Source organism: Salipiger marinus, assembly GCF_900100085.1.
Lineage (GTDB): Bacteria > Pseudomonadota > Alphaproteobacteria > Rhodobacterales > Rhodobacteraceae > Salipiger > Salipiger marinus.
In genome coordinates, this window is sequence record NZ_FNEJ01000011.1 from 1 (window position 1) to 18480 (window position 18480).

18 protein-coding genes and 1 tRNA gene are annotated in these 18480 nt (G+C 65.6%); 5 read left to right on the top strand and 14 right to left on the bottom strand.

All coding sequences use genetic code 11. The features are described 5' to 3' along the window. Positions 1–120: 120 nt before the first annotated feature. The 3 genes from olsA to BLR51_RS13575 all read right to left on the bottom strand — a co-directional run bounded on the left by olsA (position 121) and on the right by BLR51_RS13575 (position 2021). On the bottom strand, positions 121–960 hold the full coding sequence (olsA, locus tag BLR51_RS13565) for a lyso-ornithine lipid O-acyltransferase (protein WP_089847840.1): 840 nt from the start codon (positions 958–960) through the stop codon (positions 121–123). Then, on the bottom strand, positions 957–1715 hold the full coding sequence (gene olsB, locus BLR51_RS13570; RefSeq protein ID WP_089847842.1) for an L-ornithine N(alpha)-acyltransferase: 759 nt from the start codon (positions 1713–1715) through the stop codon (positions 957–959). Before olsB ends, olsA begins: the two co-directional genes overlap by 4 nt. A 123-nt stretch (positions 1716–1838) precedes the next feature. Next, positions 1839–2021, bottom strand: a complete 183-nt coding sequence (locus BLR51_RS13575; protein ID WP_089847844.1) for a DUF3553 domain-containing protein — start codon at positions 2019–2021, stop codon at positions 1839–1841. A gap of 33 nt (positions 2022–2054) precedes the next feature. Between BLR51_RS13575 and BLR51_RS13580 the strand changes: the two genes are divergently transcribed. Then, positions 2055–2660: a histidine phosphotransferase family protein gene (locus tag BLR51_RS13580; protein WP_089847846.1), complete on the top strand. Its 606-nt coding sequence runs from the start codon at positions 2055–2057 to the stop codon at positions 2658–2660. 6 nt (positions 2661–2666) lie between these two features. Here the strand turns inward: BLR51_RS13580 and BLR51_RS13585 are convergent, their stop codons facing one another. From BLR51_RS13585 to BLR51_RS13605, 5 genes are all read right to left on the bottom strand, one after another. Next, positions 2667–3932 (bottom strand): glutamate-5-semialdehyde dehydrogenase, encoded by a 1266-nt coding sequence (locus BLR51_RS13585; RefSeq protein WP_089848164.1) that lies wholly within the window; start codon positions 3930–3932, stop codon positions 2667–2669. A gap of 57 nt (positions 3933–3989) precedes the next feature. After that, a complete protein-coding gene (proB, locus tag BLR51_RS13590; protein ID WP_089847848.1) occupies positions 3990–5096 on the bottom strand; it encodes a glutamate 5-kinase in 1107 nt (368 codons plus the stop codon). Beyond that, positions 5084–6115, bottom strand: coding sequence for a GTPase ObgE (gene obgE, locus BLR51_RS13595; RefSeq protein WP_089847850.1), 1032 nt, complete (start codon positions 6113–6115; stop codon positions 5084–5086). Before obgE ends, proB begins: the two co-directional genes overlap by 13 nt. A 168-nt stretch (positions 6116–6283) precedes the next feature. Next, a tRNA-Asp gene (locus tag BLR51_RS13600) sits at positions 6284–6360 on the bottom strand. A gap of 257 nt (positions 6361–6617) precedes the next feature. Continuing rightward, positions 6618–6893, bottom strand: a complete 276-nt coding sequence (locus tag BLR51_RS13605; protein ID WP_131821817.1) for a DNA primase — start codon at positions 6891–6893, stop codon at positions 6618–6620. 435 nt (positions 6894–7328) lie between these two features. Between BLR51_RS13605 and BLR51_RS13610 the strand changes: the two genes are divergently transcribed. The 4 genes from BLR51_RS13610 (at position 7329) to tpiA (ending at position 9943) form a co-directional block, all read left to right on the top strand. Then, complete coding sequence (locus BLR51_RS13610; RefSeq protein WP_089847854.1) at positions 7329–8237, top strand: LytTR family DNA-binding domain-containing protein; 909 nt, start codon at positions 7329–7331, stop codon at positions 8235–8237. A gap of 69 nt (positions 8238–8306) precedes the next feature. After that, entirely contained in the window at positions 8307–8663 is a 357-nt protein-coding gene (locus BLR51_RS13615) for an SUF system Fe-S cluster assembly protein (RefSeq protein ID WP_089847856.1), read from the top strand. A gap of 68 nt (positions 8664–8731) precedes the next feature. Beyond that, positions 8732–9112: a HesB/IscA family protein gene (locus BLR51_RS13620; protein ID WP_089847858.1), complete on the top strand. Its 381-nt coding sequence runs from the start codon at positions 8732–8734 to the stop codon at positions 9110–9112. Positions 9113–9196: 84 nt separating this feature from the next. After that, entirely contained in the window at positions 9197–9943 is a 747-nt protein-coding gene (tpiA, locus tag BLR51_RS13625; protein ID WP_089847860.1) for a triose-phosphate isomerase, read from the top strand. A gap of 88 nt (positions 9944–10031) precedes the next feature. On the opposite strand, the gene BLR51_RS13630 is transcribed toward tpiA, so the two are convergent. The 6 genes from BLR51_RS13630 to nuoL all read right to left on the bottom strand — a co-directional run bounded on the left by BLR51_RS13630 (position 10032) and on the right by nuoL (position 18474). Continuing rightward, positions 10032–11699: a ribonuclease J gene (locus tag BLR51_RS13630; protein ID WP_089847862.1), complete on the bottom strand. Its 1668-nt coding sequence runs from the start codon at positions 11697–11699 to the stop codon at positions 10032–10034. After that, positions 11696–12478, bottom strand: coding sequence for a type III pantothenate kinase (locus BLR51_RS13635; RefSeq protein WP_089847864.1), 783 nt, complete (start codon positions 12476–12478; stop codon positions 11696–11698). The genes BLR51_RS13630 and BLR51_RS13635 overlap by 4 nt, the downstream gene beginning before the upstream one ends. Positions 12479–12489: 11 nt before the next feature. After that, on the bottom strand, positions 12490–13233 hold the full coding sequence (locus BLR51_RS13640; RefSeq protein ID WP_089847866.1) for a biotin--[acetyl-CoA-carboxylase] ligase: 744 nt from the start codon (positions 13231–13233) through the stop codon (positions 12490–12492). A gap of 122 nt (positions 13234–13355) precedes the next feature. Further along, a complete protein-coding gene (gene nuoN, locus BLR51_RS13645) occupies positions 13356–14798 on the bottom strand; it encodes an NADH-quinone oxidoreductase subunit NuoN (RefSeq protein WP_089847868.1) in 1443 nt (480 codons plus the stop codon). An 11-nt stretch (positions 14799–14809) separates the two neighbouring features. Continuing rightward, the gene (locus tag BLR51_RS13650) at positions 14810–16360 is read right to left on the bottom strand and encodes an NADH-quinone oxidoreductase subunit M (protein ID WP_089847869.1); all 1551 of its coding nucleotides are present in this window, start codon (positions 16358–16360) and stop codon (positions 14810–14812) included. Beyond that, positions 16360–18474 carry an NADH-quinone oxidoreductase subunit L gene (gene nuoL / locus BLR51_RS13655; protein ID WP_089847871.1) on the bottom strand — a complete coding sequence of 705 codons (2115 nt, stop codon included), beginning with the start codon at positions 18472–18474 and terminating at the stop codon, positions 16360–16362. Before nuoL ends, BLR51_RS13650 begins: the two co-directional genes overlap by 1 nt. Between the last annotated feature and the right edge of the window lie 6 nt (positions 18475–18480).

The following is an 18480-nucleotide window of genomic DNA, read 5'->3' on the forward strand; positions in this document are numbered from 1 at the left end:
GATTTCTTCGGCATCGGCGAAGAGATCTGGTCCGCCGAGGATCCGGTGGCCGCCCTCGCCCTGCTGACCGCCCCCCTGCGCTGACCGCGATCCGCGCTGCCATGTCGCGGCGCTGATCCCCTACCTGCGGCCGCGCAGCGGCGCATGGCCGTCGCGCACCTGCGCCTCCAGAAAGGCGGCCAGTGCCTTGCGGTCGGAAAAGGCGCTGGCCAGCACCGGGCGGTGATAGGTGACCTCCACCCGGCCCTGACGCCGCGCCGACAGCACCTGCAGCAGATGCGGCCCCAGCGCCATGTCGCCCCACCACGCATAAAAACGCGGATCGGCGCCGCGCGGCGCGTGCCAAGTTACGGTGACCGCCTGCAGGCGCATGTCGGCGGGCACGCCTTCGGCCAGAAAGGCGGCAAAAAGCGAGGTCTTGAACGGCAGCACCCGCAGCCCGTCGCTGGAGGTGCCTTCGGGGAAGAACAGCAGCCGGTGCCCCAGCGCCAGCCTTTCGCCAAAGATCCGCGCCTGATCCGGGGCCGCCCGCCGGTCGCGCGCGATGAACAGCGTGCCCGCCAGCCGCGCCAGCGCGCCGATGCCGGGCCAGTCGCGCACCTCGGATTTGGCGACAAAACACACGCTGCATCTCGCGTTCAGCGCAAGGATGTCCAGCCACGAGCCGTGATTGGCCACCATCGCCCCCGGCCCGCGCAGCGGTCGTCCGCGCATCTGCAGCCTGATCCCCAGCGCCCTCAGCCCCATGCGGCAGATCGCCTGCGACACCCTTGGCGAAAAGGGCCTGCGGCGCCGCCAGATCAGCCATTCCAGCCCGCGCAGCGGCAGCTTCACCAGAAGCCCCGCCAGCAGCACCAGCAGCAGCAGCGTGCCGCGCAGCCCCGCCCGGATCCAGCCCGCCGCGCGCAGAGGAACGGGATCCGGCGCGGGATCCGGTCCGAACCATGTCGGACTGCTCATCCCCGGCCCCGTGTATACAGCCCCGCGACCTGTGCATTCAGCCGCGCGGTGTCCATCAGCAGACAGACATCGGTGGTGTTGAAGGCATGGTCGACAAAGGCGCCATCCCCCACCACGCCCCCCAGCCGCAGATAGCCCTTGATCAGCGCGGGCGTCTCCAGCATGGCGCGGCGGCGGTCGATCTCGGCCTCGGGCAGCAGATCCATCGGCTGATAGGCGCGCGAGCGCACACGCAGATCCTCGGGCGCCAGATGCCGGGCGCGCAGCAGCGACAGCGGATGCGCCAGCGCCTGCACATCGGTGCCGTGAAACGACGCCGTGCCAAACAGGATCTCGATCTTGTGCTCGGCGACATAGCCCGCCAGCCCCTGCCACAGCCGCATCACGCCGGAGCCGCCGCGGTAATCGGGATGCAGGCAGGACCGCCCCAGTTCCAGCAGGCGCCGCCCGGTGGCGCGCAGCGGCGCCAGATCATATTCATCCTCGGAATAGAACTGCCCGGCCTCGGCGGCCTGATCGTCGCGCAGCAGCCGGTAGACCCCCACCACGGCATTGTCGCGGCGGCCATCGGTCAGGATCAGGTGATCGAAGAACGGATCGAAGCGGTCGCATTCCAGCCGGTTTTCGTGATCGACCAGCGTGCCGCCGCCGCCCAGTTCCTCGACAAAGACCTCGTAGCGCAGGCGCTGCGCCGCGGCGATGTCTTCCGCGTCGCGGGCCAGCCGCACAGTCAGTTCCCGGTCGTCCAGAGCCATCGCGCTCCCCTTCACGCTCGACGCGGTTCTAATCCGGCACGGCGCAAAGGAAAACCGCTTTCGGTCCGGCAGATGTCGGGTGCGGGGCCGGGATTAATCATTCGTAAAGCATTGCGCCGCAGGCTAGGCTTCAAAAATCGGCACCAGCGCGACACGGCGGCCATCCAGCACCACCTTGCCCTGTTCGCGGAAGTTGACGGTGATACGGCCTGAGATATTGGATTGCACCTGCCCCACCCCCCACTCCGGCTGGTCCGGATGCTGGACCAGCATGCCGGGTTCAAGAAATGCGTTGAGTTCGTCCATAGCGGCGTCCCGATCTGTAAGAGGAAAGCGGAGATGTTCGATGATAGTGCCAAGCTGGCCACTCTGGTAGGGTCGCGCCTGTGCCATGATCTGGTCAGCCCGATTGGTGCCATCCGCAACGGGCTGGAACTGGTGGCGCTGTCCGGCGCGGGCGGCGGGTCCGAAGAAATGACCCTGATCGAGGACAGCTGCGCCTCTGCGGCGGCGCGGATCGCCTTTTTCCGCATCGCTTTCGGCAGCGCCAAGGGGGAACAGATGATCGGGCGGCGCGAGATCACCAAGCTTCTGGCGGAATACTGCCGGGGCGGGCGGATCATGCCGGACTGGCAGCCCGCCGACGATACGCCGCGCCCGACCGTGCAGCTGGTGCTTCTGGGCTGGCTCTGCTGTGAAAGCGCGCTGCCGCAGGGCGGCACCATCACCATCAGCACCGACGGCACGACATGGCGGCTGAGCGCCGCAGGTCCGCGCCTGCAGCTTGAGCCGGATGTCTGGGCGCAGCTGTCGACCACCGCGCTGGCGCAGGTCATCACGCCCGCGCGGGTGCAGTTCGCCTGCCTGTCCATGCTTGCCGCCGTGGCGGGACGGCAGCTGGAGGTGGCGGACCAGCCGGGCGCGGTGACCCTGCTGATCCGCTGAGCCCGGTCAGGCGCGGGTCGCCCCGTCAGAGCGCACCACATATTTGAAGCTGGTCAGCTGCTCGGCGCCCACCGGGCCGCGCGCATGCATCTTGCCGGTGGCGATGCCGATTTCCGCCCCCATGCCGAATTCGCCGCCATCGGCGAACTGGGTGGAGGAGTTGATCATCACGATGGCGCTGTCCACCCGCTCGACAAAGCGGTCGATCGCCGCCTCGTCCTGCGACAGGATGCAGTCGGTATGCTGCGAGCCGTAGCGGCGGATATGGGCGATGGCCTCGTCCTCGTCCGCCACCACCCGCGCCGCGATGATGCTGTCCAGATATTCGCGGCCCCAGTCCTCGGACGTGGCGGGCACGGTGCCCGGGATGGCCTGCAGCGCCGCATCGGCCCGCACCTCCACCCCGGATTCGAGCAACGCGCGAATCACGCCCTGCCCGATGGTGTCCACCACCTCGGCATGGATCAGCAGGCATTCGGCGGCGCCGCAGATGCCGGTGCGCCGGGTCTTGGCGTTTTTCACCACCTTGAGCGCGGTGACCGGATCGGCCTCCTTGTCGATATAGACATGCACGATGCCTTCGAGATGGGCAAAGACCGGCACCCGCGCCTCGCGCTGCACCAGCCCCACCAGCCCCTTGCCGCCGCGCGGCACGATCACATCGACATAGTCGGTCATGCTCAGCAGTTCGGACACCGCCGCGCGGTCGCGCGTCGGCACCAGCTGGATCGCATCTTCGGGCAGACCGGCGGCGCGCAGCCCGTCGACCAGACAGGCATGCAGCGCGGTGGAGCTGTGATGGCTTTCCGATCCGCCGCGCAGAATCACCGCATTGCCGGATTTCAGGCACAGCGCGCCCGCATCGGCGGTGACGTTGGGGCGCGATTCGTAGATCACCCCCACCACCCCCAGCGGCGTGCGCACGCGGCGGATATGCAGCCCGTTGGGCCGGTCCCATTCCGCCAGCACCTCGCCCACCGGATCGGGCTGGGCGGCGATGGCGCGCAGGCCCTCGGCCACGCCACGCAGCCGGTCCTCGGTCAGCAGCAGGCGGTCCATCATCGCCTCGCTCAGACCCTTGTCGCGGCCAAACTCCAGATCCTTGGCATTGGCCTCAAGGATTTCGGCGCGGCGGGTCCAGACGGCCTCTGCCGCCGCCTCCAGCGCCGCAGCCTTCGCCTCTGGCGGGGCAAAGGCCAGAACAGCCGCAGCCGCGCGGGCGCGGGTGCCCAGATCGGTCATGATGGCGGGAATGTCTGTCAGGTCTTTCATCGCTTTGCCCATGGTCAGGGTTTCGGGATCCCCCCTATACCCCCTTGGGCGCGCGGATTACAGGGCCATGTCGTCGCGATGGATCAGCACGGCGCGACCGGGATAGCCCAGCACCGCCTCGATCTCCGAAGAGTGGTGGCCAAGGATCGCCTGCGCTTCTTCTGCGGTGTAGCGGCTCAGCCCCTGACCCAGCGTGCGGCCTTGCGCGTCGCGGATCACCACCGGATCGCCCCGGCCAAAGGCGCCGTCGCTGCGCGTCACGCCCACCGGCAGCAGCGACCGGCCCTGCGCCAGCGCCGCCGCCGCCCCCGCATCCACGGTCAGCGTGCCGCAGGGTTTCATCGCGGCGATCCAGCGCTTGCGCGCCGCCTGCGGATCGAGCTGCGGGGTGAACCATGTGGCATTGGCGCCGTCTTCCAGCGCGGTCAGCGGAAACAGCGCCGAACCTTCGGTGATGGCCATGGCGCAGCCTGCCAGCGTTGCGGTCTTGGCGGCCATCAGCTTGGTCTTCATCCCGCCCTTGGACAGGCCCGACCCGGCATCGCCCGCCATCGCCTCGATCTCTGGCGTGATGCTGTCGATCACGTCGAAGCGGCGGGCGGTCGGATCCTGCGCGGGGTTGGCGGTGTAGAACCCGTCCACATCCGACAGCAGGATCAGCTGGTCCGCCCCCACCGTCACCGCGACCTGAGCCGCCAGCCGGTCATTGTCGCCATAGCGGATTTCATCCGTGGCCACGGTGTCATTCTCGTTGACGATCGGCACCACGCCGAAGCCCAGCAGGGTTTCCATCGTGGCCCGGGAATTGAGATAGCGGCGGCGGTCGGCGGAATCCTCCAGCGTGACCAGCACCTGCGCGGTGGTGATGCCATGCGGCGCCAGCACCTCTTCCCACGCGCGGGCCAGCCGGATCTGGCCCACGGCGGCGGCGGCCTGACTCTGCTCCAGCGGCAGGGTCACCGGCGGCAGGCGCAGCACGCCGCGCCCCAGCGCGATAGAGCCCGACGACACCAGCACCACATCGGTGCCGCGCGCCTTGATCCGCGCCACATCGGCGGCAATCGACGCCAGCCAGTCGCGGCGCAGCGCGCCGGTGGTCTTGTCCACCAGCAGCGCCGAGCCGATTTTTACCACAAGGCGGCGGGCCGCGCTCAGGGTCGCCATGTCTCGTCATCCTCGGGCGCGTCGCGCAGGCGGTTTTCGTCGATATGGGCGCGCAGGGCGCGCAGCACCTCGGTGGTGTTTTCGCCGCTGGCGCCCGACATCAGCAGCACCGGGCCGCCGACCTTGGCCTCCAGCTCGTCCTGCAGGAAGGCGCGTTCCTCGTCATCCATCGTGTCGATCTTGTTGAGCACGGTGACGCGCGGCTTGTCGGCCAGCCCGCCGCCATAGGCTTCGATCTCGTTGATGATGGTCTGCCAGTCTTCCAGCAGCGAGCCGGAGGTGCCGTCCACCAGATGCAGCAGCACCGCGCAGCGTTCCACATGGCCCAGAAACAGGTCGCCCAGCCCCCGGCCCTCATGCGCGCCCTCGATGAGGCCGGGAATGTCGGCCACGACGAATTCGCGGCCATCGACCCCGACCACGCCCAGATTCGGGTGCAGCGTGGTAAAGGGATAATCCGCGATCTTGGGCCGCGCGTTGGAGGTGGCGGCAAGAAAGGTCGATTTGCCCGCATTGGGCAGGCCCAGCAGGCCCACATCGGCGATCAGCTTCAGCCGCAGCCACAGCGTGCGTTCGATGGCGGGCTGGCCCGGATTGGCCCGGCGCGGCGCCTGATTGCTGGAGGTCTTGAAATGCAGGTTGCCCCAGCCGCCATTGCCGCCCCGCGCCAGCAGCACGCGCTGGCCCAGTTCGGTCATGTCGGCGACCACGGTTTCCTCGTCTTCGTCCAGAATCTCGGTGCCGACCGGCACGCGCAGCACGATGTCGTCGCCATCGGCCCCGGTGCGCTGGCGTCCGCCGCCGCCCTGGCCGTTATTGGCGAAGAAATGCTGCTGGTAACGGAAATCGATGAGCGTGTTCAGCCCGTCCACCGCTTCGGCCCAGACATCGCCGCCGCGCCCGCCATCGCCGCCATCGGGGCCGCCGAATTCGATGAACTTCTCGCGGCGGAAGGAGATGGAGCCGTTACCGCCCGCCCCGGAGCGGATGTAGACCTTGCACAGATCAAGAAATTTCATGGGCCGTCTTTCGGATCAGGGCGGGACGCAGGAGATGATCCGGCGCGGTGTAGCGCGAGATCTCGCGCGGCTCAAGTTCTGGTGTCGGGGCGAAACCGCCCCACCCCCAAAACGCAAACGCCACGCGGCCCAAGGACCACGAGGCGTGTGAAGCGCTCCGGAAGAAAGTGGCGCGGTTGACGGGGCTCGAACCCGCGACCCCCGGCGTGACAGGCCGGTACTCTAACCAACTGAGCTACAACCGCTCGCTGCCGTCTGGAGCGTGCCCCGAACGTGTTGGGGGTTCTAGGCGGGGGACCGGACCCCGTCAAGCGCTTTTCTGAGCCCGGAGTGCAGATTTTTTCTCCGGGCTCAGGGCTGCCCCGCTTGCGCCCTTAAAAACAAGGATTGTTGCGGGGGTTCAGGCCCTTGCGGGCCAAAGCTCACCAACCGGCCCGGCACCGGCCGCGACCTGTCCGGACGAACCAGATGCCTGCGGCCCGCCCTTGGGTCATCCCTGCCCCTAGCCGCCGCGCCCGGCGGCAAGCCGTCCCTGTGCCTTTGCCATCCGGTCCAGTTCATCCGAAATCAGGATGATGCGGGACACCTGCCCGCCCATTTCGGACCGGGCCAGTTCATAGGCGCAATGTTCCAGAATCCGTGACGCCGCCTGCAGCAATTGCGGTACGGCTGCCCCCCCCTGCATGCGCAGGGCTTGGTCCAAAAGCGCGTTCAGATCTTCCGTGCCTTCTACCGACATGTCCCCATTCGTCATACTCACCACTTCCAGTTGCGTCACACCGGCACCCCCCGACGTGACGGATCGCTGTCAAAGATCCGGAGAGCCGCCGTTCGGGCGGTCCTTCTCCGGACGGCACACAGAACGGATCGGATGTGTCAGGGGTGTTTCCACGTAAAAACTTTGACAACTGGAACACAAGTTACCGGCCAGACCCCCGCCAGTGGCGGCATGGAACCCGGCCATAAAAACACCACACACCAAACCCGGTGCCGCCGCACAAGTCCCCCGACCAAAGCGCGACAGGCCGTTTCAGCTTAGCACAGCCGCCTCGTGAGGTAAGCGTTTTCCGAGCACGCAGGCCGCGTGTTTGTGCCCTGTTTCAGCCTTATCCCGGGCTGCCTCTCTTGCGCGTCAGGTGACGCTGCTATCGGCTTGCCACCGGATCGGGGAACAGGCACTCTTGACTGGCGAAAACAACATGTACGGTCTCGATTGCAAATCATTGTCAAACAACAGCTTGGGCTCATCCATACCACCGGCGGCAGGCTTTCCCTGACGCTTGAACAGTTCCTGAACATTTATCGCTCTCCCCGGACCCAGCTTTACCTTGGGCTTGTCTGCGTCATCTTTGTGGCGACGGATCCGAACGACCTGCACGCCGTGCTGCCCTTCGGAGCTTACGTTCTGGCGACCTTTGCCGGGCAGAGCGTTTATCTGGGATGTCAGATCCTTGTGCTGACCTGCTGCGCCATCCTGCGCGGGGTCCGGCCAAGCAACCGCATCTACTGGCCGATGATCACCCTGCTGTCGCTCGGTCCGACCATCGTGATCATGAAAGACGTGCTGGTGCTGGTGGAGCCGGAAATCCAGTTTCCGGTGATGTCGCGGCTGGTTTTTCTGGCAGTCACGGTTCTGGTATTCGAGATGATCTTCCTGCGATTCGTGCTGCCGGTGGTCTGCGCCGAAGCCCTGACCGGCACCCCCCTGCGTGCCGGAGAAGCGCCGCCCCTGCCCGACGCGAGTACGCCGGAGCCCGAGCCCTCTGATCCGGAGCCGGACACCAAGCCGCCCGAGGAAGAAGAGCGGGTCGTGGTGATCGGCGGTCGTCCTGTGCCGCTGCGCGACCTGACGGTGGTCGAAGCACGGGAACATCACGTGCATGTCCATCTGGACGGCACCTCGCTTGTCCAGCGCGCGCGCCTGTCTGACGTAGTGGCGCAGACCCGCGCCGAAGATGGGGTGCAGCCGCATCGCAGCTGGTGGGTGGCGCGCCATGCCGTCTGCGCGCTGGACCGCGACGGCCCCCGCCCGATTCTGCGCCTTGCCGATGGCAGCACCGTGCCCGTGGCGCGCGGACGGCTTCCGGATGTCGAACGCTGGCTTGATGCCTATCTTGGCTGACCGCCCCTTTACCCCGGCGGGCGCATTTCCTATATCTTTTCTCAGGAAACGCCACGGGAAGGACCGGCCATGACCGATGCACAGCTTGAAGGCGCCCCGCTGATCGCGCCCTCCAGCACCGACCATCCGCTTTACGATTCGGTGGTCGAAGCCTGCCGGACGGTGTTTGACCCGGAAATTCCGGTGAACATCTACGATCTGGGGCTGATCTACACCGTTCTGATCGATTCCGAAAACGCGGTGAAGGTCACCATGACGCTGACCGCACCCGGCTGCCCCGTGGCCGGGGAGATGCCCGGCTGGGTGCAGGATTCGATCAGCGCCGTGCCCGGCGTCCGCGATGTGGACGTGGACATGGTGTTCGATCCGCCCTGGGGCATGGACATGATGTCGGATGAGGCGCGGCTGGAACTGGGCTTCATGTAAGACAGGCGCGGCACCCCCGCTTGTCAGGGACGCCGCAACTTCCTAGATTCAGCACAAAGGAGACAGCCATGTTCGGTATTCCCGGAAAACAGGCGGTCAGCATAACCCCTTCGGCGGTGGTGCAGATTCGCAAGCTGATGGAACGTGACAACCGCGCCGGTCTGCGGATCGGCGTGAAGAAGGGCGGCTGCGCGGGCATGGAATATACCATGGAATTCGTGGACAGCCCCGCCCCCAATGACGAGGTGGTGGAACAGGACGGCGCGCGGGTGCTGATCGCGCCCATGGCGCAGATGTTCCTGTTCGGCACCGAAATCGACCACCACACCTCGCTGCTGGAATCGGGCTTCCGCTTCAACAACCCCAATGTGGCGGATGCCTGCGGCTGCGGAGAATCCATCAAGTTCAAGGATCTGGACGAGCTGGAAGCCGAACGCGCGGGCAAGTAGCCCCGGCTGTCCGGCGCTACCAGCCTTGACGCCGCCCCCCCTGCCGCGATGATGGCCCCCATCCCCGCGACTAAAGGAGAGACCATGCGCAGGAAACTTGCCGCCGGAAACTGGAAGATGAACGGGCTCAGTGCCGCGCTGGACGAACTGGCGGCGATGGGACCGGCGGCGGATGGCAAGGCCGAGGTGCTGATCTGTCCGCCCGCCACGCTGGTGGCCCCCGCCGCAGCGCTGGGTCTGCCGCTCGCCATCGGCGGGCAGGACTGCCACGCCAAGGACGCCGGCGCGCATACCGGCGATATTTCCGCCGCCATGCTGAAAGATGCGGGCGCCACCTATGTGATTCTCGGTCATTCCGAACGCCGCGCCGATCATGACGAACATGATGAACATGTCCGCGAAAAATGCCGCGCCGCATGGGACGCTGGTCTGGCGGCGGTGGTCTGCGTGGGCGAGACGCTGTCGGAACGCGAAGCGCAGAACACGCTCGACATCATTGCGGGCCAGCTTGCCGGGTCGCTGCCCGACGGCGCCACCGGCCATAATCTTGTGGTCGCCTATGAACCGGTCTGGGCCATCGGCACTGGCAAGGTGCCCGATGTCGACCAGATCGGCGAGGTGCATGATTTTATCCGCGCCCGGCTGGAAAAACGCTTCGGCGAAGGTGTGGGCCGCTCGGTGCGGCTGCTTTACGGCGGCTCGGTAAAACCCGGCAATGCGGCAGAGATCTTTGCCGTGTCCAACGTGGATGGCGCGCTGGTCGGCGGCGCCTCGCTGCGGGCCGATGATTTCCTGCCGATCATCGAGGCGCTGAACGCCAGCGCCGACTGATCCCCCGACAATCTGCCCCCAAAAGCGCCGCGCGCCTGCCCCGAACTCGGGACAGGCGCGCGGTTTTTTTTGTTTCTACAGCTCGCTCTCAGGACAGGCGGCTGATCACCACCGTCACCTCGGGCTTCTTGCCGATCTCGTTGGAGGTGGTGTTGCGCACGATGCGACGCATGCCCTCTTCCAGCTTGTCGTCATCGGTCAGCGTGGCCTCGCCCGCGCGGCCCAGAAACTGGGTCAGATCGGCTTCCAGCACGTCGACCAGCGGCGCGTTGGACCGCCCGGTTTCGGCCAGCCCCGACAGTTCGCACCAGGGTTCACCCAGCGGTTCATCCTCTTCGTCAAGGATGAGCGTCACCAGAACGTGCCCGTTCAGCGCCATGCGGATCCGGTCGCGCACGATGCCGTCCAGCGCGCCGATCTGCACCCGCCCGTCCAGATAGGTGCGCCCGGTTTCCACATAGCCCGCAATCTTGGGCATATTGCCCGACAGATCGACCATGGTGCCGTTCACCGCCAGCACCCCGGCGCGGCCCCGCGCGTCGGCCAGCTTCACATGCTCGCGCAGATGGCGGTGTTCGCCATGCATCGGCACCACGATCTGCGGATTGACGATGTCCTGCAGCCGCTCCAGATCGGGGCGGTTGGCATGGCCGGACACGTGATAGCGCCCGTTGCTGTCATCCACCACATCCACGCCCTTTTCCGACAGCGCGTTCATGATGCGGGCAACTTCCTTTTCATTGCCCGGGATGGTCTTGGACGAGAACAGGAACATGTCCCCTTCCTTCAGCTCCAGCCCGTTATACTTGCCCCGCGACAGCTGCGCCGAGGCGGCGCGGCGTTCGCCCTGCGACCCGGTCACGATCAGCATCAGGTTTTCGCGCGGGATGTCAGAGGCTTCCTCGGGGCTCACCACCTTCGGGAAGGAGGACAGCACCCCGGTCTCGATCGAGGCTTCGATCATGCGGCGCATCGCCCGGCCCAGCAGACAGATCGACCGGCCCGCGCGTTCGCCCGCCTCGGCCAGCGTCTTGACCCGCGCCACGTTCGAGGCAAAGCTGGTCGCCACCACCATGTTGGGGGCCTGTTCCACCAGCGACACGATCTCCGGCCCCAGCGTCGATTCCGACCGGCCCGGATGCTGCGAGAACACATTGGTGGAATCGCAGATCAGCGCGCGGACGCCCCCCGCCGAAATCGACCCCCAGAGTTCGGGATCAAAGGCCTCGCCGACCAGCGGCGCTGGGTCCAGCTTGAAATCGCCGGTATGGATCAGCCGCCCCTGCGGGGTGTCGATCACCAGCCCCGAGCTTTCGGGGATCGAATGCGAGATCGGCACGAAGCCCACGCGGAACGGCCCGGCCTGCACGGTTTCGGGCCAGGGCGAACAGGTGGTCACGGTTTCGGCGGAAAAGCCGTATTCGTCCAGCTTGCCCCGGGCAATGTTGGCAGTAAAGGCGCGGGCATAGACCGGCACGCCAAGGCTTTCCCAGCAATGGCCGATGGCGCCCACATGGTCCTCATGGGCATGGGTGATGAAGATCGCCTCCAGCCGGTTGCGGTTCTGCCGCAGCCATGTCAGATCGGCGAAGATCAGATCGACCCCCGGCGAGGTGTCCATATCCGGAAAGGCCACGCCCAGATCCACAAGGATCAGCCGTTCATTTCCAGGTTTGCCATAGCCATAGACATAGGCGTTCATGCCGATCTCGCCGGCGCCCCCTAGGGGAAGATAGATGATGCGCTCGCTGCTCATTGTCGGAAGTCCTTATGCGTATTGTACCTGTGAATGACGGTGAGACCATGCATGGTCAAATCCTCCCGCCAGTCGTCGAAGAGATCTTCAGCCTGCTGGAAAAGCGGCGCCAGCCCGCCGGTCGATATGATGCGCATGGGGCGATCGCGTTCAGCTTTGATGCGGGCGCAGATCTCGCGGACCAGCCCGACATAGCCCCAGAAAATGCCCGACTGCATGCAGGCCACCGTGTTGGTGCCCACCACGCGCTGCGGTTTGGTGATGTCCACATGCGGCAGGGCGGCAGCCGCCTGATGTAGCGCCTCAAGGCTGAGATTCACGCCCGGGGCGATCACGCCGCCCTCATAGGCGCCATCCGCCGCCACCACGTCAAAGGTGGTCGCCGTGCCGAAATCCACCACGATCAGGTCGCCGCCATAAAGGTCGAACCCCGCCACGGTATTGACCAGCCGGTCAGGGCCGACATTGGTGCCCAGATCCACCCGCACATCCACGGGCAGTTCGCAATCCGGCTTACCCACCACCATGGCGCGGGTGTTGAAATAGCGGTCCGCCAGCACCCGCAGGTTGAACACCACGCGCGGCACGGTGGAGGACACGATCACATCGGTGATCTCCGCCTTGATGCCCAGAAACTCCATCAGCGTCGAAAGCCAGACGTAATACTGGTCCGCCGTGCGCTGGTGCTCGGTCGAGGTGCGCCACGTCGCCAGAAACCGCGTGCCGTCCCAGATCGAGAACACGGTGTTGGTATTGCCGCAGTCGATGGCCAGAAGCATGGCCGCCCTCCTCAGAAAAACACGTCCGCCGCGGCGATCGCCTGACGTCCACCCGCCGTGATTAGGACAAGATTGCCCGCATCGTCCACCGTCTCGAACGTGCCGGTCATCTCGGCCCGCCCGGTGCGCGCGGTGATCACCTCGCCCAGACGGGCCGCGCGCGACAGCCATGCGGCGCGGATCGCGGCAAATCCCAGCGTGGCAAAGCGCGCTTCCTCTTCGGCATAGCAGCGCGCCAACACGGTCAGGAACTCCTCGGGCGTGACCGCCACGCCGGTCTCTGACAGCAGGCTCACCGGGCGCAGCGCGCCGGGCTCCACCTCGCCGACCTCCGGTGCCGTGGCCAGATTGACGCCGATGCCGATGGCGAGCCAGCCGGTGCCGCCCCGCGGCCCGAGATTCTCCAGCAGGATGCCCGCCACCTTGCCGCCGTTGAGCAGCACATCATTGGGCCATTTCAGCGCCAGCCCCTCCGCCCGTCCAGTGACGGCGCAGAACGCGCCATGCAGCGCCAGAGCGGCCACGAAGCTGCGCAGCGCCACCACTTGCGGCGGCTCGCTGACCGGCAGCAGCAGCGTCGCGGCAAAATTCCCGGCAGGCATGGACCATGGCCGCCCGCGCCGCCCGCGCGCCGCCGACTGCCGCAGCGCAAGGATCCATTCGGGCCCCGCGCCCTGCCCGGCCCGCCGCGCGGCTTCGGCATTGGTGCTGTCGGTCTCGGCCAGAACGTGCCGCCCGTATCCTTCAGGCCACATGCCGCTGCTCCTTCATCTTGCCCGGAAAACTCCCGCCGGAGGCCCGCAGTCCGCAGGACTGCCAAGAAAAAAAGCGACGCGCCAGAGGCGCGTCACCGTTTGCCAGACAGGCGGAGCCGGGATCAGTTGACAAGCGTGGCTGCCGCCGCGGCTGCAGCGCCTTCGATGCCGAAGAGGTTCACCACCCCCGCCACCATCACGAAGGCCGAGGCCGCGAGAAAGCCCCAGAGCACTGGCGAGCCGCCCGCATCCAGCGCATCTTCGCGGTCTTCTCCGAAATACATCAGATAGACGATGCGCAGGTAGTAATAGGCGCCGATGGCCGATGCGACGGCAGAGGCCACGACCAGCCAGTACATGTCCGACGCGATCGCCGCCTGCCACACGCCGAGCTTGGCGAAGAAGCCCAGAAGCGGCGGCACACCGGCAAGGCTGAACAGCAGCACCAGCACCGCCAGCGCCCTGCCCGGCTCGCGCTTGGCATACATGCCCAGCGAGTCGACCTCGGTCACTGGCTGGCCGTCCTTCTGCATCGACAGGATGAAGGCAAAGGTGCCGACATTCATCGTCACATAGACGGCCATATAGACCAGCATCGCCTGCACCCCGGCCTGCGTGCCCGCCGCCAGCCCGATCAGCGCGTAACCCATATGGGCAATCGACGAATAGGCCATCAGCCGCTTGATGTTGCGCTGCCCGATGGCCGCGATGGAGCCAAGGAACATCGACAGCACCGCGATCAGCGCCACGACCTGGCTCCAGTCGGAGACGGCGGCGCCGAAGGCGTCATGCAGCAGCCGCGCGAAAAGGCCCATCGCCGCCATCTTGGGCGCCGTGGCGAAAAACGCGGTGACCGGCGTCGGCGCGCCCTGATAGACATCAGGCGTCCACATGTGGAACGGCACCGCCGACACCTTGAAGGCAAGGCCCGAGATCATCAGGACCAGACCGATCAGCAGGCCGATGGACAGCTGCCCGGTTCCCGCCGCCGCGATGATGCCCGAAAACAGCGTGGTTCCGGCAAAGCCATAGACCAGCGATGCGCCGTAAAGCAGCAGGCCGGAGCTGAGCGCGCCCAGCACGAAATATTTCAGGCCCGCCTCGGTCGACATCTCGCTGTCGCGCCGCAGCGAGGCCACGACGTAAAGCGCCAGCGACTGCAGTTCCAGCCCCATATAGAGGGTCATCAGGTCTCCGGCAGAGACCATGACCATCATGCCGATCACCGACAGCACCACCAGCACCGGGTATTCGAAGCGCAGCAGGTTGTGCCGCTTCATGAAGGCCTCGCCCATGATCAGCACGCAGGCGGCGGCGATCAGGATGACCACCTTGGCGAAGCGCGAGAAGGCGTCGTCATTGAACATGCCGAAGAACCCGACACGGGTGCCGCTGCCGGTGGTGCCGATCCACAGCGCCATGATCAGCATGACGGCTGCCGTGGCCCAGACCAGCGGCGAGGCGAGTTTGTCCTTGCCCGTATAGACCGCGCCGACCAGCGCCAGCATGGCATAGACCGCCAGCAGGATCTCCGGAAGGATGATGTTCAGATCAGCCGAGATCATGTCCCGCCCCCTCAGTGGTTCGATTGGGCCACGGTGGCGCCGCCAAGATCGGCAGCGGCCACGGCCGTTTCATGGTTGGAGACAAGCGCCTCGACCGACGGGCCGATGATGTCCAGCGCCGCTGCGGGGTAGACCCCCAGCCACAGCGTCATGACGATCAGCGGCGCGAAGATCCAGCGCTCGCGCGGGGTCATGTCCTGAATGGTCTTCAGGCTTTCCTTGATCAGGTCGCCCATGACCACGCGGCGATAGAGCCACAGCGCATAGCCCGCCGACAGGATCACGCCGCTGGTGGCGAACAGGCCGACCCAGGTGTTGACCTGGAAAATGCCCATCAGCGTCAGGAATTCGCCCACAAAGCCCGAGGTGCCGGGCAGGCCGACATTGGCCATGGTGAACAGCAGGAAGACCAGCGCATAGGCGGGCATCCGGTTCACCAGACCGCCATAGGCGTCGATGTCGCGGGTGTGCATCCGGTCATAGATCACGCCCACACACAGGAACAGCGCGCCCGAGACGAAGCCGTGGCTGACCATCTGGAAGATCGCGCCGTCGATGCCCTGCTGGTTGGCCGCGAAGATGCCCATGGTGACAAAGCCCATATGCGCGACGGAGCTGTAGGCGATGAGCTTCTTCATGTCCTCCTGCACCAGCGCCACGAGGCTGGTATAGACGATGGCGATGGCCGACATCCAGTAGACCAGCGGTGCCATCACCTCGGACCCCACCGGGAACATCGGCAGAGAGAAGCGCAGGAAGCCGTAGCCGCCCATCTTCAGCAGGATCGCCGCCAGCACCACCGACCCTGCGGTCGGGGCCTGCACGTGGGCATCGGGCAACCAGGTGTGCACCGGCCACATCGGCATCTTGACCGCGAAGCTGGCAAAGAAGGCAAGCCACAGCAGCGTCTGCATGCCACCGACGATATGCACCCCCAGCACCTCGAAATCGGCGAAGGCGAACTGATGGCTCAGCAGCGTCGGAATGTCGGTGGTGCCCGCATCGGCATACATCGCGACCATGGCAACCAGCATCAGCAGCGAACCAAGGAAGGTATAGAGGAAGAACTTGAAGGACGCGTAGATGCGGTCCTTGCCACCCCAGATCCCGATGATCAGGAACATGGGGATCAGCCCTGCCTCGAAGAACAGGTAGAACAGCACCATGTCCAGCGCCATGAACACGCCAAGCATCAGCGTTTCCAGCAGCAGGAAGGCGATCATGTATTCCTTCACCCGCAGCTTCACGTCCCACGAGGCGAGGATGGTGAGCGGCATCATGAAGGTGGTGAGCATGACGAACAGCACCGAAATGCCGTCCACGCCCATCTTGTAGTTGAGCCCCATGATCCAGCGGCCCTGCTCGACCATCTGGAAGCCGGTATCGGCGGGATCGAACTGGAACAGGATGAAGAGCGAGATCACGAAGGTCGCGCCCGTGGCCACCAGCGCAAAGACCTTGGCGTTGCGGTCACCGGCTGCATCCCCCCCGCGCAGGAACAGCGCGAGGATCAGCGCGGCGAGCGCAGGCAGGAAGGTGACGATGGAAAGAAGGCTGGCCATTACTGCGCCCCTCCGAGGATCGACATCCAGGTGACCAGAACGGCAATGCCGATCACCATGGCGAAGGCATAGGTGAAGATGTAGCCGGACTGTGCACGGCCCGCGAGTTTGGTGAAGAAGGGGATGATCCCCATGGCGATCCCGTTGATCGACCCGTCAATGACCGACCCGTCGCCGCGTTTCCAGAGCAGACGCCCCAGCGCCTTGGCGGGCTGGACAAAGACGAAGTTGTAGATCTCGTCAAAGTACCACTTGTTGAGCAGGAACAGGTAAAGCGGGCGCTGGTTTTCGGCCAGCCGCTTCGGCAGCGCCGGGTTCACGATGTAGAACAGGTAAGCCACGGCGAGACCGATCACCATCGCGATGAAGGGCGCAGCCTTGACCAGAGCCGGCGCGTGATGCGCGTCATCCATCACCGTGTTGTCGGGGGCCATGTAGATGGACCCCACCGGCCCCATGGCGGCGGCATGGGCTTCGCCATCGCCCTCAGCTTCTGCCGCATCGTCAGCGGCGGCGTCGCCTTCGGGAACCAGCGTGGCTGCCGGGGCTGCCTCGGCATGCTCGCCTTCGGAGGCTTCGGCGTGATGCGCGGGCATCCCGAAGAAGCGCGTCACCTTGTCATGATCGCCAAAGAACGAGCCATACCACAGCATCCCGGAGAACACGGCACCCAGCGACAGCACCCCCAGCGGGATCAGCATGACCATCGGGCTTTCATGCGCGTGTTCATGCGTGTGCTTGTCGCCGCGCGGACGCCCGAAGAAGGTCAGGAAGATCAGGCGCCACGAGTAGAACGAGGTGAAGAGCGCGGCGATGACCAGCATCCAGAAGGCATAACCGCCCCCGGTTCCGGCCCATGCGCTTTCGATCACCGCATCCTTGGACAGGAAGCCCGCGAAGCCGATATGGGTCAGCGGGATGCCGACGCCGGTGATCGCCAGCGTGCCGATCATCATCGCCCAGAAGGTATAGGGGATCTTCTTCCGCAGCCCGCCGTAGTTCCGCATGTCCTGCTCGTGATGCATGGCATGGATGACCGAGCCTGCGCCAAGGAACAGCATCGCCTTGAAGAAGGCGTGCGTGAACAGGTGGAACATCGCCACGCTGTAGACGCCGACCCCTGCCGCCACGAACATGTAGCCAAGCTGCGAACAGGTGGAATAGGCGATGACGCGCTTGATGTCGGTCTGCACCAGACCCACCGTCGCCGCGAAGAAGGCGGTGGTGGCCCCAAGGAAGGTGATGAAGGCCGTGGCCTCGGGCGCGTATTCCATCAGCGGCGACATGCGGCAGACAAGGAACACGCCCGCGGTGACCATGGTGGCCGCGTGGATCAGCGCCGACACCGGGGTCGGGCCTTCCATCGCGTCGGGCAGCCATGTGTGCAGCAGAAGCTGCGCCGATTTGCCCATTGCGCCCACGAACAGCAGGAAGGCGATCAGGTTGGCCGCGTTCCAGTCGCGCCACAGGAAGGTCAGCTGCGTTTCCGCGATCTGCGGGACCTGCGCGAAGATGTCGTCGAACCGGATCGAATCCGTGAGGTAATAAAGCGCGAATATCCCCAGCAGGAAGCCGAAATCCCCCACCCGGTTGACCACAAAGGCCTTCATCGCGGCGGCATTGGCCGTGGGCTTGCGGTAGTAGAAGCCGATCAGCAGATAGGAGGCGACACCCACGCCTTCCCAGCCGAAGAACATCTGCAGCAGGTTGTCGGCGGTCACCAGCGCCAGCATGGCGAAGGTGAAGAAGGACAGATAGGCAAAGAAGCGCGGGCGGTAGCTTTCGCCATGCTTGAAGTTCTCGTCATGCGCCATGTAGCCGAAGCTGTAGAGGTGCACGAGCGCCGAGACGGTGGTGATCACGATCAGCATGATCGCGGTCAGCCGGTCGGAGCGGATCGCCCAGTCCGTGCTCAGCGTGCCCGATTCAATGAAGCGGAACAGCGGGATGCTTTCCGCCTCGCCCAGCGTGAAGAACACGATCCAGGAGAGAAAGCAGGCAAGGAACAGCAGCCCCGTGGACACCCATTGCGCGCCTTTCTCGCCGATGAATTTCCAGCCGAAGCCCGCGATCAGCGAACCCACGAGCGGGGCGAAGAGAATGATCGTCTCCATATGCCC

Bases quoted from the DNA above. Each gene is read 5' to 3' on its own strand.
- BLR51_RS13630 (WP_089847862.1), bottom strand. From the start codon at position 11,699: ATGAGCAGCGAGCGCATCATCTATCTTCCCCTAGGGGGCGCCGGCGAG.
- BLR51_RS13650 (WP_089847869.1), bottom strand. From the start codon at position 16,360: ATGGCCAGCCTTCTTTCCATCGTCACCTTCCTGCCTGCGCTCGCCGCG.
- BLR51_RS13580 (WP_089847846.1), top strand. From the start codon at position 2,055: ATGTTCGATGATAGTGCCAAGCTGGCCACTCTGGTAGGGTCGCGCCTG.
- BLR51_RS13635 (WP_089847864.1), bottom strand. From the start codon at position 12,478: ATGCTTCTGGCCATCGACTGCGGCAATACCAACACCGTGTTCTCGATC.
- olsB (WP_089847842.1), bottom strand. From the start codon at position 1,715: ATGGCTCTGGACGACCGGGAACTGACTGTGCGGCTGGCCCGCGACGCG.
- BLR51_RS13620 (WP_089847858.1), top strand. From the start codon at position 8,732: ATGTTCGGTATTCCCGGAAAACAGGCGGTCAGCATAACCCCTTCGGCG.
- tpiA (WP_089847860.1), top strand. From the start codon at position 9,197: ATGCGCAGGAAACTTGCCGCCGGAAACTGGAAGATGAACGGGCTCAGT.
- BLR51_RS13615 (WP_089847856.1), top strand. From the start codon at position 8,307: ATGACCGATGCACAGCTTGAAGGCGCCCCGCTGATCGCGCCCTCCAGC.
- olsA (WP_089847840.1), bottom strand. From the start codon at position 960: ATGAGCAGTCCGACATGGTTCGGACCGGATCCCGCGCCGGATCCCGTT.
- BLR51_RS13640 (WP_089847866.1), bottom strand. From the start codon at position 13,233: ATGTGGCCTGAAGGATACGGGCGGCACGTTCTGGCCGAGACCGACAGC.
- obgE (WP_089847850.1), bottom strand. From the start codon at position 6,115: ATGAAATTTCTTGATCTGTGCAAGGTCTACATCCGCTCCGGGGCGGGC.
- proB (WP_089847848.1), bottom strand. From the start codon at position 5,096: ATGGCGACCCTGAGCGCGGCCCGCCGCCTTGTGGTAAAAATCGGCTCG.
- nuoN (WP_089847868.1), bottom strand. From the start codon at position 14,798: ATGATCTCGGCTGATCTGAACATCATCCTTCCGGAGATCCTGCTGGCG.
- BLR51_RS13585 (WP_089848164.1), bottom strand. From the start codon at position 3,932: ATGAAAGACCTGACAGACATTCCCGCCATCATGACCGATCTGGGCACC.
- BLR51_RS13575 (WP_089847844.1), bottom strand. From the start codon at position 2,021: ATGGACGAACTCAACGCATTTCTTGAACCCGGCATGCTGGTCCAGCAT.
- nuoL (WP_089847871.1), bottom strand. From the start codon at position 18,474: ATGGAGACGATCATTCTCTTCGCCCCGCTCGTGGGTTCGCTGATCGCG.